Source organism: Flavobacterium sp. (assembly GCF_046155325.1).
Lineage (GTDB): Bacteria > Bacteroidota > Bacteroidia > Flavobacteriales > Flavobacteriaceae > Flavobacterium.
On the sequence record NZ_JBJXDQ010000027.1, the window covers coordinates 13,875 to 29,936 of the forward strand.

Genomic DNA, 16,062 nt, shown 5'->3' on the forward strand with positions numbered 1-16,062 from the left:
AGAGCTACAACTTATATCCAAGGACTTTAGGATCGCTAAACAACAGTGTTGCCCAATCATTTTCAAATATAATAACTATACTACCTATTTGGTAAACATTATTTATCTTGAGGAGCTAATAAAGGTTGGAATGTAAAGATAAATATTCACAAAACGGATTATAGAAAATTTGGAGACATGTATTTTTATAGAAATAGGGACTCTTTAGAAACACATAATGGAATTGAAAATGTTAAGTATAAGAATTCTATAAAGCAGCTTCGAAATTATTATAGTAAATTTGAAAAAGCAGTTCCAGATACTGGAAAACAAAAATTAATAAAAAAAAATTAAATAAAAATGACTAAACATAAATTAATACTATTGCTAATTTTAGTTGTAGTTAGCAATAGTAACCCGATTTTGGCCCAAAATAGTAAAAGGCCAAATATCATCTTTATTATGACTGATGATCAAAGCGCTATAGTTCCAAAAGATTCGGATAAAGAAGTACAATCACATCCTTTTGGTTTTAATGGTGATAGCTCCGTACATACTCCAATTATTGATGGTTTAGCAAAAAATGGCTTAGTATTCAATAGGGCTTATGTGTCGAGTTCCGTTTGTTCCCCAAGTCGATATACTATGCTAACGGGGCGTTATGCTGGCAGATCTGAAGGCCCAAGTTTTATGAAACAATATCCATACGGTCAACAGTCAAGAGTTGAAAACAATATCGAATTAGAAATAAATACCGATAATTTGCCAAAATTGCTTCAAAAGGCAGGTTATAAAACAGGTTTTGTAGGGAAAAGTCATGTAATAGAACATGAGTTATTGGAGAAAAATAAAAATTGGAAAAATAACGGACTTATAGACTACGATAAAAAATCAGATCCAAATGACAGTTCGGTTTCGAAAGCCATGGCCCACAATCATAAGGAATGGTCCAGAATGATAAAAGAATATGGATTTGACTATGCCGAAGGTATTTATGCAGCCAATTTAAGGGAATTATATAACGATTCGTTGAATGTTCACAATGTTGAATGGAAGAATAAAGCGGCCCTAAATTTTATAGATCAAAATAAAAAGGAACCATTCTTCTTGTATTATAGTGAAACTGTTCCTCATGGTCCCGCACCCTGGATTAAGAAAAATGGAAAATTTGTACATGGATTAGACGCTAACCCGAAATTTACGGGAGAAGGTTATTTGGATGCAGATTACAGTTATTTGCCCACAAGAGAAGAAATAAAAAAGGAAGTAAAATCTTTAGGTAAGGAGGAAGCGCAAGCTTGGTTAAGGTGGTTTGACCATGCTGTTGGTGCAGTTGTGGATAAATTAAAGGCAGCGGGAATTTATGAAAATACATTAATTGTTATTACTTCAGATCATGGTAATTATAATGGAGGAAAGACTACTCTCTATGAAGGTGGAACAAAAGTACCCTTGATGATGCATTGGCCAGCCGGCATAAAACCAAATTCCCACTATTATGAGTTGGTTCAAAACATAGATTACACCCCCACTTTTTTAGAATTGGCAGGAGTAAATTTAAAAGAAGTAAAAACAAAAATAGATGGTGTCAGTTTAAAAAATGTACTTGAAGGCAATAGTAAATCGGTGCATGATTATTTGTATTTCGAATTGGGTTTTGCAAGGGGTGTAGCAACAAAAGACTGGAAATACATTACGGTTAGATACGATGAAAAAACACAGAACAAGATAGATAATGGAGTCCTATTTAAAGGATGGAATAACACAGAAATTAAATTGCCTTATTATTTAAGCAATGGTCACCTAGGTCACGAGGCTGCGTTACATAACCCTTTTTATTTTGAAAAAAATCAATTATTTGATATGAAAACAGATTCTTTAGAAACAAAAAATGTCTTTGATAAAAATAAAACAGAAGCTAAAGAAATGAAAAAACTTCTAGCTAAAATCTTGAAATCCTTTCCACAAAGACCTTACAATGAATTTACAAACTAATAGTGTGAGAGCAATAAAACCAATACTTACAATCATAGCCTGCTTTTTTGTTATAAATAGCACGGCTCAAAAAACAATAGACACTATAGCTACAAAAGCGGGTGGTTATGATATACCGATAAAAATTCAACTGCCAAAAAAAAGCATAGAGAAAAGCCCTATTTTCTTTTTTGTTCATGGTGGAGGCTGGAATGGAGGCACACAAAATGAAGTCCCTCCAGCAACGATCTCTGGAGATGCAAACTTCTTGGTTAATGAACTGGGTATTATTTATGTTGGCTTAGCCTATCGCTGCAAAGGAAATAATGCCACTTTTGCCGATGCAATAAATGATTTGGAATCTAGTGTTAAGTGGTTTTTAGACAACGCAGATAGATTTAACGCTGACACTAGCCGAATTGGTTTTGGTGGTGCTTCGGCGGGATCTACATTATCTGCAGTAATGGCTCAAAAATATCCAAATTGCATGGTTTATATAGGTTCAGAGGGAATGTATAATTTAGTGGACCATGATGAAAAAGAATCTCCATTTCCCAGTGCTGAAGCAAGAAAAATTTATGGCTTGGATACCACGGAAAAAAGTAAAATGGCATCTGCATTTTATAATTTAAAAGAAAACCCACCTGCTTCACTTTTGTTGCACGGAAAAGAAGACCGCTTGTGTCATTACACGCAAAGTATAAAATTTGCCGAAAAGATTAAAGAAGCCGGTGGTAAAGCCAAGGTTGTGCTCTATGATGACATTAATCACACCTGCTTAAGTGCTGCTTATCCAGATGTTTTCAAAAAGAGTGTGCTAGAAATTGCAACTCTCTTTATTAGTGAATTCAAGATTAAAAACAAAAATATTGAAACAATCCAAATCGCATTAGATAAACAATTAGAAAATCAGTATCCAACAAAAGATATCACCGAAAGTAAAATTATTGGTTCATGGAAGTTTAATAATGAAGATTTAGTTTTTAAACCTAATGGTAAAGGAGAACAAAAAAACAATAATAATGTGAAAGAGTTTAATTACACCATCGAAAATGATTCCATAAAAATAATAACAGAAAACCAAAAAGAACGATTGTTTTTTTTAAGGAAAAATAATAGCAGCATGTTTGAGTTAATTACCGATAATAAAGAAAATAAATACCGAAGGTTAAATTATATAAAACAATAAATTCAAATATGAAATTTAGTTTAAAATTAGCATTAAATATTTTTCTGTTAATTCAAATACATGGAAGTCTCCAGGCACAAAAAAAGAAAAATATCCTTTTCATCATTACGGATCAACAACGGTATGATGCTTTAAGTAGTGCTGGAAATACCGTCTTAGAAACTCCAAATCTTGACCGATTGGCAAAACAAGGTGCCTATTTTAAAAACGCGTACACCCCAGTTGCCGTTTGTGGGCCAACACGATCATGCATTTTAACAGGAACGACCATAGGCACGAACGGAGTAACCACTAATGATAAAACCTATTACTATAAAGACGAACCCGTAATGACAATGAAAACATTCGATGAAATTCTTACAGAAAATGGTTATCATTGTGAATATTATGGAAAATGGCATGTACTCACAGCTCATGCTGCGGTTTATAAAAATCCAAATAAGTATTCGAAAAATGGAAAATATATGTTTGGGCCTGAAGGTCAAAGTCATATGTATAAAGATTATCTTGATGAAGTCTATCCAAAAAGAGAGCCTCAAGGCGATGAATTATTAGATAATTTCACTCAAAGACCTTATACTCCAGACCCTTTGGACGTGAATTTTGGCAAATCGTATGAACAGGTAAAAAAAGAAGATAAAAAGTTTTCACAACCCAACTTTCATGGTAAATCTTCCATTCCTCAAGAACAAACTATTACCGCTTTTTATGCAAAAAAGACGATAGATGCTATTGAGCGTCTTAAAAATAAACCTTTTAGCATTACGGCATCATTCCATTTTCCACACGCACCCATGATTCCCTCTTCGCCTTATTATGGTATGTATCCTGCACAGGATATGAAGGCACCCATTAGTATTCATGATGATATGACGAATTCCCCTTATTCAAATGCTAATGGAAGAAAAAATTTACCAGAGTTTGCAGACGAGGAAAAAATTAAATACATGATTTCAAATTATTATGGTTTAATAAAAGAGATAGATGTTTGGATGGGTAAAATCATGGACAAGTTAGATGAGACTGGACTTGCGGATGACACTTTGATTATTTTCACGAGTGATCATGGCGAAATGCTTGGAGCTCATGGCATGCGGGAGAAAAATGTGTTTTATGAAGAATCATCTCATGTGCCATTAATTATAAACATGCCAAATCAAATTAAACAAAACACAACCGTTAATGGGTATGTTTCTAACGTCGATTTATTTGCTACTATTATGGATTATCTAAAAGTGGGTAACTATAAATCGGAAGGCGAAAGCTTACGAGACTTAATTGAGGGTAAAGCAACAAAACATGGGGAATATGTTGTTACAGAATGGGATTATAACGGCCCTACATCTCCAAATTATATGATTGTTAAAGCTGGTTGGAAGCTAATGGTACCTTATACAGAAGACTCTAAGGTCTTAAATGCCTTATATGATTTGAATAAAGATCCGTATGAAATGAATAACTTATTAGGGATAAACCCCAATAAAAAACAATACGAACAAAAAGCAGAAGAATTAAGAAGTTGCTTATTAGAGTGGTTGCAAAAAAATAACTCTAAGCATTATAATGGCGTATTAAAACGAAAATTAATGTAACTAAACCACTATGGACTTCCAGTCCATAGATTTGGTTTGGCAGACTATAAGTCTGCTAGGTTAGATACAAATTGATCAGTGAAATTTTGCCACGGATTCACGGATTTTTAAATCATTTCTAATCTGTGAATCTGTGGCAAAAAAAAAATTAAGAAGCTTAAGCGAGATGCACTGAAAGTGCATACCTGTCTGCCGACAGGCAGAGTTTTAAACTCTATTTGAGACCAATAAAACATCCTATAATTGTTTAATCTAAAAAGCACAATAGTATAATGAAAAGACGCAAGTTCATAAAATCAACTTTAATGTTTTCTGCTGCTGCATTTATAACTCCAAGAGTTATTGCATCAACTAATTTTAACAATGCTAAAAAAGATTCTTTTAAAGGATTTATTGTTTCAGATTCTCATTTTGGTTGGGTAAATAAAATGCAACCCCCTATCGAGGAACAAGCAACAGCGGTTAAAAATATTATGAAAAAATTTCCAGATTTAGATATCTTTTTGGATACAGGAGATGCACATCATAATGACCATCATAATAATGGAAATCCACATAAAGCAAGAAAAGATTGGGTAGATATTATACAGGGGGGCTGTGAGCAAATTCCTTTTTATTATGTAATTGGCAATCACGAATTGCGTTCAAATGAAGATGATGATCCAGAAATGCGCTCCAATATTATGGGTAGTAATACTTGCAGACCTTATTATAGTTTTGATATGCAAGGCATTCATTTTATCTCTTTTCCGCAATTGATTAGAGCTGTCTATATTACTGAAGAAGCTTGGGATTGGTTAGATTTAGATTTAGCATTAAACAAAGATAAAACCATTGTAATGTTGTCGCACAATAACATTATTGGCACAACAACAGGGAATGAAAATGGGTATAGAGGTGTAATGGATAGTGATAAAATGCTGGCAGTATTTAAGAAAAATCCAAATATTATTACTTGGATGCACGGTCATAATCATAATTTTGAAGTTGTAAAACAAGAAGATATGTTGTTTGTTTCAAATGGAAGAATTGGAGGTTTTGATCCTAGTAGAGGGAAATATGGTATTGGTGGTGTGTATTTCGAAATTACAAAAGACAAGCTAATCGTAAAATGTTATTCTGCAGAAAAAGATATGTTTTTAGATTCTTTTGATGTGTCTTTAAGTCAAACCCTTGATGTTAAAACCACATTTGATAATAAAGCAAATTTTGCCTATAGTTATGGAGTTGGTGGTGCTGTAAATGGAGAGCGTATTCCTGCATATCATCATCACGTAGGTGAGAATACTAAATCAGAATTATTTTTAACAGGCTGCAATAGTGCTATTATTAATGATGATCACGCCATGACAAAATACACAGAACGAACTGCGTATCACGGATTAGATAAAATTTTGTTCGCTGCCAAGGTGAATCATGGAAACGCAGGTTTCGAATATACAAATCCTGGAATTCGTTTAAAAGCAAATGATAATTGGTGGACTACCTTAACAATGCCTTCAGATAATTATGATAAATATTCCTATTACAGATGTCCTTTAGGTCAAAAATACAAGGCAAGCATCGATTTAGATGTAAAAGGGGAGAAAGGCAAACAACGTTTATGGTTGCGTTTGCACATATATGATATTAACGGACGTAAATTGCGAATTGTCCAGTCAGATGAAATAATGTTAGTAGAAGGAAGTCAGCAACTAGACTGCTTGTTAGAGGTGCCAAACTTGCCCGAATTTGATACCATTTACAGTAATCCACAAAGTGATAATTTAGTAAATATTGCAGTAGAAGCCTCTTTTACAGGGATGAATACAGATGTAGATATTAAATATTTAAAACTAGAACAAGAGCATTCAACGTCAAACACAGTAGATGCCGGTGTAATTATTGATACTAAAAACTACCAAACATCTGGTGTTTTAGCAAAAGGGGATATCAAAAAAATAGAGTTAGACAAGCCCTTGAAAACAAGAAGTATCAATGAGATTTCGACCTCTGGAAATAAAAGAGTTACTTATCTTGTGCGTCATTCCAATATGAAATGGCAAGTTAGAAATGCAACAGCAACGTATTTAGAAAAACATATAAAAATTGGTAAAATAAGGAATCATATTTCTGATAAATTAGAGATTATTATATCTCCGCTTCAAAAAGAAATAGAACCCTACTTACATAGAGTTCGCTATGCAGAAAAAATTAAATTAGTTCCTTATCAATCAAAAAATCAATCGATAAAAGTAACTATAGAAAATGTATTTCAAAATGCAGAAATCGATTTTTACAGCACTAAAAAACCAAAAGTGGTTGCAGGGGTTACCAGTTGGATTTATAAAAACAATATCGTTACTGCAAAAATATCAAAACCCACAACTGTACTTGTAACGTATTAAAAAAACAGATTATGACTCAAATAAAATATAGCTTTAAATCATTAGTAGTTGCTTATGTGATTGCTTCCGCTTTTTTTTCATCCTGTAAAGTTCAAGGACAAACTACAAGATCCAAAGATGAAATTTATTTAGTTGATTATGTAAACCCTTTAATTGGTAAATATTCTAAAAAAAGTTTGTCAAATGGCAATGCATATACGGCAATAGCAACACCTCAAAAAGCAGAAACAGTTACACCTTATCACTATAAAACATATTTAGCAGAATATAATGTAGTTATTGAGGTAACACCAACAGAAAGAGCAGCCCAATTTAAATTTACATTTCCAGAATCAGATGCTTCATAATATAATTCTAGATGCGTTTTTTAAAGGTTCAATGGTAAAAATTTTACCAAAAGAGCGCAAAATAATTGGCTATTGTAGAAATAAAAATGGCGGACTACCCGATAATTTTTATAATTATTTTGTAGCTGAATTTGATAAGGACTTTTAAATTACCCATACATGGAAAGACACAATTAAAGTAATTTTATAAATAACAACAATCAAATAGTATTAATTTAAATTAAAAAAAATGGAATTATATCCTTTAAAATTTACACCTATTTTTAAATACAGAATTTGGGGTGGCAGTAAATTAAAGACAGCACTAAATAAAGAGTACACAGAAGCAAATATCGGTGAATCTTGGGAAATTTCGGATGTCTCTGGAGATGAAACTAGAGTTGAAAACGGTTTTTTAAAAGGTAAAACCTTAAAAGAAATTACAAGACAATTCAAAGGTAATTTTGTGGGTGAAAATGTTTATAAGAATTTCGGAGAAGATTTTCCATTATTAATAAAGTTTATTGATGCTGAAACCCCTTTATCCATACAAGTGCATCCGAGCAATGAAATAGCTAAAGAAAGACACGATTCTTTTGGTAAAAATGAGATGTGGTATGTTATGCAAGCCGATGAAAACGCAGAGCTGATCGTTGGATTTGATGAAGAAATAAATAAAGAGAGTTATAAAACGCATTTAGATAATAATACCATTTTAGATGTCATGCATCATGAATATGTTAGTGAAGGCGATACCTTTTATATCCCTACAGGCAGAGTGCATGCTATAGGTGCTGGTGTTTTATTAGCCGAAATTCAACAAACATCTGATATAACGTATCGTATTTATGATTATGATAGGGTAGATGCCAAGACAGGAGAGAAAAGAGAACTACACAATGAATTAGCCATTGATGTGATAGATTTTAAAGTGTATGATTCCTATAAAACAAGTTATGAATTAAAGCCAAATGTTTCGAATAAACTGGTGCATTCCCCTTATTTTAAAACAAACATATTAAGTATTAAAGGGGAAGTCAAAAAGGACTATTCAGCTATTGATTCTTTTGTTATTTATATTTGTGTAGAAGGAACTTTAGCTATTAATCATAAAGGGGAGATCTATTCGCTTTCACAAGGCGAAACAATTATGTTCCCATCCAGCATTGCATCTCTTGTGCTTAATGCTTCTGACAATGCTAAATTTCTAGAGGTTTATTTTTAATAAAATATTAATATAAGTAATAAACAAATAGTGTGAAAAATAAATCAAGAATAATAAAAAGGGGTGTTGGAATATTAATTCTAATATGTATTCTAAATCCAGAAATATCAACCGCACAAAAATCAGCAGTAAAACCCAATGTTATTATAATATATACAGATGATCAAGGAACTATTGATGCTAATTGCTATGGCGCAAAAGACCTGTATACACCCAATATCGATAGATTGGCAGATTCAGGAGTTCGGTTTACCCAATTTTATGCTGCAGCTGCTATATGTTCGCCATCAAGGGCTGCTTTGTTAACCGGTAAAACACCTTTTAAGGCAGGATTACCAGGCAATGCTCCTGCAATAAGAGGTGAGGCTGGATTGCCTACTGAACAAATTACCATTGCTGAGACACTAAAAAAAAACGGATATAAAACCGGCCACATTGGGAAATGGCATTTAGGGTATAGCGACGAAACCATGCCTTTAGCACAAGGATTTGATTATTCATTTGGTCACATGAGTGGCTGTATTGATAATTATTCGCATTATTTCTATTGGGAGGGAGCTAATAGACACGACCTATGGGAAAACGGAAAAGAAGTATGGATGGAAGGTGAATATTTTCAAGATATTATGGCAAGTAAGGCAGAAAAGTTTATTACAGAAAATAAGGACGAGAGCTTTTTCCTTTATTATGCTTTAAATCTTCCTCATTATCCATTGCAGGCATCGAAAAAATGGAGAGAATATTATAAAAATTTAGAAAGTCCCAGAGACAAGTATGCCGCTTGTATTTCGACTCTTGATGAACGAATAGGCTTGCTTCTAGATAAATTAGACGAATTAAATATTCGAGAGAACACCATCATTATTTTTCAGTCGGATCATGGGCATTCAATGGAACAACGGACTTTTTCTGGTGGTGGAAATTCTGGAATTTATAGGGGTGCAAAGTTTTCATTTTTTGAAGGGGGTATTAGAGTACCTGCTATTATAAGCTGGCCCTCTAAAATCACAAAGAATGAGGTTATAGATGAGATGGCGGTTAATGTAGATTGGTTTCCTAGTATACTTGATTTATGTAAAATAGGGTACGATAAAGATGATTTTGAAGGGAAAAGTCTTGTGGATGTAATTTATAAGAAGAAGAAATCGCCACATGAAGTCTTCTGGTGGTATGATAATGCAAACCGTTGGGCGGTTCGAAAAGGAGATTGGAAGTTGTTGAAAAACCCCATCGATCCATCACAAAAACCCCCAATAGAAACTACAAATTCGTTCTATCTGGTTAACATTAAAGACAATCCAAAGGAATCTGAAAACGTAGCAGCTAAATATCCTGAGAAAGTGGAAGAATTAATTAATGCATTTAATAGTTGGAATAAAAGTGTTAAAAAATAGAATTTACAGAAGCTGTTAATTGAAAATTAATAATTAATTAATCATTGGATAGTTTATTTGTACAATAAAAATTAAAAACTAGTATTAATCTAAATTTAAAAGAAATGAAAAAATTACTATTGATTGCATTATTAGGTTTGTCTTTTGCGGGTAACGCTCAAACCCAAATTGATTTAGGCGCTAAAAAAGTTTCAGAGAGCATGACTACTGTCATGGCTTTATCTTCAGAAGAAGCAAATAAGGTATACGATCTTGTATCTACTAGAAACAAAGATAAAAAAGCTTTAAAAGAAAAGTTTGGAGATGATGTAGAGGGTTTTAAAGTTGAAGGAAAAGAAGTAGAAATACAATTCAATAAAGACGTGAAGGCTTTTGTTGGAAATGAAAAATGGAAAATCTGGGCTGATTTTAAAAAAGCAGAGAATGAAGCAAAAGCTAAAAACTAATATTTTTTTTTAATTCAATTCAAAAAGTCACCATTTAGGTGGCTTTTTTTACCTAAAAATCAAAAAAATTTTTCATCAAACAATAAAATAATATGTTACGAATTAAATCTAACTTTTGTTTTTTATTTTTTGTATTCGCTTGTACATTTTGTAATCTGTCCTTTGCACAAGAGACTTACAATCCTGTTTTCAATCCAATAAAAGGTTTTGTTAACGAAGCCGAAAAACCATACAGGGACGAACTTTGCCTGAGCGGTAAATGGCAGTTTATGCCTGTTTACGAAACCGATATGGCTAAATTCGTAAAGCCAGTCTCATTTAATTGGGACGCAGTTCCTTTAAAAGTACCCTCGCCCTGGAATGTAAATGGCTATACCAATGGCGAAGGCGGCGACTTTAACACTTTTCCTTCCTATCCAAAAGCCTGGGAACAAGCACAAATGGGTTGGATGAGAAAAGAGTTTGTTTTACCCGAAAATTGGACAGGAAAGCAGAAAAAACTTCATTTTGAAGCCATTGCCGGATTTGCCAAAATTTATGTAAACGGGCAGTTTGTGGGGGAATACATTGATTTGTTTTTCCCACGAGAATTTGATGTTACCCCATTTCTGAAAAAAGGAACCAATGAAGTTATGGTTGGTATAGCCAAAGCCAGTTTAACGGATGTTCCGGGGAAATATGGCTACCGTAACTATGTGGCCGGCTCGAGGTGGGGACAGCACATTGCTGGTATCTGGCAGGATGTTTCATTGATTGCTGTGCCTGAATTGGAAATTACCAATGTGTTTGTACAACCCAACGTCCAAAAAGACACATTGGCTTTTTCAGTAAGTATTAAAAATAACTCGGCTAAAAAACAATCGTTTACCATCAATGCTTCAGTCAAAAACTGGGTAAAACCCACAACAAGCGATATCAACCTATTGCCTTTAGATAACGGAGGTATGACCGATGAGGTTTTTGTCATAGCTAATGCCAAGAAATTTACCCTGAAAGCGGGTGATAGTATTGTGGTAAATTTGAATCGAAAAATAAATGGAGAACTAAAATTGTGGTCGCCGGAGTCTCCAAACCTCTATGGTTCTGTCATAAGCTTGAACGCCGATAAAAAGACCGTTATTGACACAAAATATACTCGATTTGGCTGGCGAGAATTTGCAATCAAAGGACTTGAATTTACCTTGAATGGAAAACCTATTCTGCTAAAAGGCGATTCATGGCATTTTATGGGAATACCACAGATGACTCGTCGGTACGCCTGGGCATGGTACACAATGCTGAAGGATGCCAATGCCAATGCAGTACGACTTCATGCACAGCCTTTCCCTTCTTTTTATCTTGATATGGCCGACGAAATGGGGATGTGCGTACTCGACGAAACCGCAATTTGGTCAAGCGATGGGGGACCTAAAATGGATTCGGAAACGTATTGGGCAAGTTGTAAAACTCATGTAAAAAGCCTTGTAATGCGCGATCGCAACTATCCTTCTGTTTTTGGATGGAGTGTGTGTAACGAAACATTGCCAGTAGTTACGAATGTTATGCGTGGCACAAAGGAACTAATCGATCGCCAGATTAAAGAAATAAATAATTGGACAGCAATTACAAAAGAACTCGACCCTAGCAGAGACTGGATTTCGGGCGATGGTGAACCGATGTATCCTACCAATTTGCCTACTGTGATTGGACATTATGGAAATGAATCATCTATGAAAGCATGGTCATCACGAGGTTTACCCTGGGGAATTGGCGAAACTGGAATAGCCTACTTCGGATCACCAAAACAGGTAGCAACACATAATGGCAATCGTGCGTACGAATCACAACTAGGGCGAATGGAAGGCTTGGCAAACGAAGCATATAAACTTATTACGACACAATTTAAATACAAACCGAGCTACACCAGTATTTTTAATATAGTTTGGTATGGATTAAAACCTTTGGCTTTTGGAATGAAAGATACATCTCGTGCGCCAATTCTTGAAGACGGTATTTTCTTTCCTGCTTTTAATGAGGGATCATTTGGCGTTCAACCCGAACGCTTAGGGCCTTACACTAGCACGCTCAATCCTGGCTACGATGTCAATATGCCATTGTACACAACCTGGCCGATGTTTGAGGCTGTTCAAGCAGCCAACAGCACACCAGTAAAGGAGTTTAAGATGTATCCTAAATTAGCGTCATCCAAAAAATTTCCAGTAATCGATAACGACAACCTTATCTTAATTGGAACTGATTCGTCGCAACTGGCTCTTAAACTTACTGAAATGGGTATTCGCTTTAGTAAAACAGCTGTACCTACAGCCAAATCATTGGTGATAATTGATGGTTTGAATGTAGCTACTGATAAAGTACTCAAAACCAAATATGAAAAAGCCATAAATGCTGGTGCGCGAATTATAATTTGGGGAGTTTCGCCCGAAACGCTTTCTTCGCTAAATGCTATTTTGCCTTTTCCTCTGGCACTTGAACCACGTAAAGCTACATCGTTTATCAAAGTGCAAGATGCACCCATTTTGTCAAGTTTAGAGCATAGAGATTTCTATTTTTCAGAATTATTACCGCTCGGAAAAACCGCTTTGAACTATGGGATGACGGGCGAAATGGTTAAAAATTCGACCGTTTTACTCACTGCTTGTAATACTGAATGGCAAGCCTGGAATGGTCGTCCTGAACCAACTAAAACCGGAAGTGTTTTCCGAAGCGAGATGGAGAAAAAAGGGGTGGGAACTACTTTAATTACTTTTAATCAAGGAAAATCAGAGGTGATGATAGCTTCGTTTGACTTTAAGGATATGCCTATTGAATCGGAGTCGCCTATTCGATTAATGTTAACCAATTTGGGAATACAATTTGATGATTCGATTTATGAAAATAAACGAGCTATTGACTTGAATGGCAACTTGATTAAATTTAAGGAAGATGCTGATGGGATTAGCTTTTGGGTGTTTAGTCCAAGATCATTGGTCGATTTATTGGCTGAACCGGATATGCCTAAGTTGAGCTTAGAAATTAAGGAGGTAGCTAATTTCAATTTTATTCTTAATGGAGATAAAAGAGCGCCTCTCAAGGAGATTCCATTAGACAGAGGTTGGAATAAGTTTGTGATAAAATTTAGGGAAAATATTCCTGAAAGCAAGCAAAAAATCAAAGCGATTTTTAAATGTGATAATATGGAGTTTTTTAAACAAATAAACTCAATAAGTGAACGATAAATCAGCATCATTTCAACAATGAATCTCGAAAATTGGGTTATCAATTCCATAACAACAAAGCAATCGTAAAATAAATTATTTAAAAAAATAATAAAATGATTAAAAAAACAAATAAATATTTCGCGATTGTACTGCTAACAATTGCTACGATTAGTACCTCTTTTTCACAAGAAGATTTCACTAAATACATTGACCCAACAATTGGGAATGTCGCCCCTTTTTTGGTACCAACCTATCCTACGATGCATTTGCCCAATCAAATGATGCGGATGTACCCCATTAAGAAAGATTATATTTCAGATCAGGTTGACGCCTTCCCATTTCAAGTAACCTCACATCGATCACCAGGAATTTTGCCTATGAAAATTGCTGCGGGTGTCGTAAATGATGCTTCTTGGAACAAAAAAATGACTATTGATCATGATTTGGAAATCATTCACCCTTGGTTTTATTCCACTTATTTAATTGATGATGACATAACCGTAAGTTTTACTCCTGGAGAAAAATGTGCTATTTATAAAATAGATTTTCCGAAGAATGTTCAAAAAAATTTACTGATAAAAGGATCTGAAAATAGAATCTTTTCTAAGGATAAAAATTATTTTAATGTTACGGAAGTGGTAAGCAAAAAGAACGGAGGGACTAATCCGGTAACTAATAGTTTTTCTGTTTTTTTATATGGTGAAATAACCGATAGTACTAATAATCCTATAAATGAATTTGAGTTTATTAGTGATAAACAAAAAATCACCATTTCAGCAAATGCGAATGCGCCTTCAACAATCCTAATTAAGTATGCAGTTTCTTATGTGAGTTTAGAGCAGGCTAAACTTAATTTTGAGAAGGAATTGCGAACACAAAGTTTTGATGAATTATCAAAATTAGGAAAAATAAAGTGGGAAAATGCTATAAATCAAATACAAGTAGAAGGAGGGACAGAAGCTCAAAAAAGAACCTTTTATACTTCCTTATACCGAACTTATGAACGAATGGTTAATATCAATGAAGGAGGAAAGTATTACAGTGGTTATGATCAAAAAGTGCATACTTCAAATCGGCCTTTTTATGTAGATGATTGGATTTGGGACACCTATCGAGCGCAACACCCCCTACGAACAATCCTAGATCCGAACATGGAAGATGACATATTGAATTCCTATACATTGATGTACGAACAAAGTGGCTGGATGCCAACATTTCCACAGGTTTTCGGCAACCATCTTTGCATGAATTCCTATCATTCCTCCGCTATTTTTATAGATGGATATCGAAAAGGGCTCAAGAATTATAATGTACAAAAAGCGTATGAAGGGATTAAGAAAAATTTAATTGCTGGCACTTTTATTCCTTGGAGACAAGGCAACCCTCGATTGCCTATTGATGACATATACCACGAAAAAGGCTATTTTCCATCATTAAAAATAGATGAAAAAGAAACAGAACCCAATGTGGACAGCTTTGAGAAAAGACAACCGGTGGCAGTATCCTTGGGGATTACCTACGATTTTTGGGCCTTAGCCGAACTATCAAAAGAACTCGGCAAAAAAAATGATTATACTCTTTTTGCCCCAAAAGCCAAAAATTATAAAACCCTATGGCATCCTGAAAAACGCTTATTTATGCCAAAAGATACTAACGGCGATTGGGTAATGATAGACCCAAAAAATGGGGGAGGAAAAGGGTTTAGAGAATATTATGACGAAAACAATGGCTGGACTTATGCCTGGGATGTGCAACATGATATTAGTGGATTAACAGAATTACTTGGTGGCAAAAAAGGGGCAGAAATGCGTTTGGATCAGTTGTTTAGAGAGCCTCTTGATATGGGTAAGAGCGATTTCTACATAAATGGGTCTAATTCCACAGGACTTGTTGGGCAATTTTCTATGGGGAATGAACCTTCATTTCACATACCGTATTTGTACAACTATTTTGGAGCTCCTTGGAAAACTCAGAAACGTACCCGATTCCTTTTAGATACATGGTTTAAAGATAATGTATTTGGAATTCCAGGAGATGAAGATGGTGGTGGCATGACTGCATTTGTGGTATTTACCGCTATGGGTTTGTATCCTGTAACTCCCGGTGAGCCCTACTATAATATAACAAGTCCTTTATTTGAGAGAACAACAATTAATCTTAAAAATGGAAAAACTTTCGCAATTCTTGCTAAAGGAGCCAGTAAAACCAAAAAATACATCCAAAAGGCTTTTATAAATAATACTGAAATTGATGCTCCCTTTATAACTCACGCACAAATAATGGCTGGTGGTGAATTAAGGCTCGAATTGTCGGAACTTCCAAACAAAGAATGGGGGAAAAATGCTAAAATTCC

At 34.5% G+C, this 16,062-nt stretch carries 9 protein-coding genes and 1 pseudogene; all 10 read left to right on the forward strand.

Annotated features, from left to right (window positions below):
• Nucleotides 1–339 precede the first annotated feature (339 nt).
• A complete protein-coding gene (locus tag ACKVOD_RS02095; RefSeq protein WP_409207829.1) occupies nucleotides 340–1,974 on the forward strand; it encodes a sulfatase in 1,635 nt (544 codons plus the stop codon).
• A complete protein-coding gene (locus tag ACKVOD_RS02100) occupies nucleotides 1,958–3,142 on the forward strand; it encodes an alpha/beta hydrolase fold domain-containing protein (protein WP_409207830.1) in 1,185 nt (394 codons plus the stop codon). The genes ACKVOD_RS02095 and ACKVOD_RS02100 overlap by 17 nt, the downstream gene beginning before the upstream one ends.
• 8 nt (nucleotides 3,143–3,150) lie before the next feature.
• A complete protein-coding gene (locus ACKVOD_RS02105) occupies nucleotides 3,151–4,734 on the forward strand; it encodes a sulfatase-like hydrolase/transferase (protein ID WP_409207831.1) in 1,584 nt (527 codons plus the stop codon).
• A 272-nt stretch (nucleotides 4,735–5,006) separates the two neighbouring features.
• Nucleotides 5,007–7,121 carry a metallophosphoesterase family protein gene (locus ACKVOD_RS02110; protein WP_409207832.1) on the forward strand — a complete coding sequence of 705 codons (2,115 nt, stop codon included), beginning with the start codon at nucleotides 5,007–5,009 and terminating at the stop codon, nucleotides 7,119–7,121.
• Nucleotides 7,122–7,132: 11 nt separating this feature from the next.
• Nucleotides 7,133–7,613 (forward strand): annotated as a pseudogene (locus ACKVOD_RS02115) (hypothetical protein); the annotation flags it as partial.
• Between the two features lie 84 nt (nucleotides 7,614–7,697).
• Complete coding sequence (locus ACKVOD_RS02120) at nucleotides 7,698–8,672, forward strand: type I phosphomannose isomerase catalytic subunit (protein ID WP_409207833.1); 975 nt, start codon at nucleotides 7,698–7,700, stop codon at nucleotides 8,670–8,672.
• 32 nt (nucleotides 8,673–8,704) lie between these two features.
• Nucleotides 8,705–10,066, forward strand: coding sequence for a sulfatase (locus tag ACKVOD_RS02125; RefSeq protein WP_409207834.1), 1,362 nt, complete (start codon nucleotides 8,705–8,707; stop codon nucleotides 10,064–10,066).
• Between the two features lie 104 nt (nucleotides 10,067–10,170).
• Nucleotides 10,171–10,512 carry a hypothetical protein gene (locus ACKVOD_RS02130; protein ID WP_409207835.1) on the forward strand — a complete coding sequence of 114 codons (342 nt, stop codon included), beginning with the start codon at nucleotides 10,171–10,173 and terminating at the stop codon, nucleotides 10,510–10,512.
• A 92-nt stretch (nucleotides 10,513–10,604) separates the two neighbouring features.
• Nucleotides 10,605–13,727, forward strand: a complete 3,123-nt coding sequence (locus ACKVOD_RS02135) for a glycoside hydrolase family 2 protein (RefSeq protein ID WP_409207836.1) — start codon at nucleotides 10,605–10,607, stop codon at nucleotides 13,725–13,727.
• Between the two features lie 95 nt (nucleotides 13,728–13,822).
• Nucleotides 13,823–16,062: GH92 family glycosyl hydrolase (locus ACKVOD_RS02140; protein WP_409207837.1), on the forward strand; the 2,240-nt coding region annotated here is incomplete at its 3' end.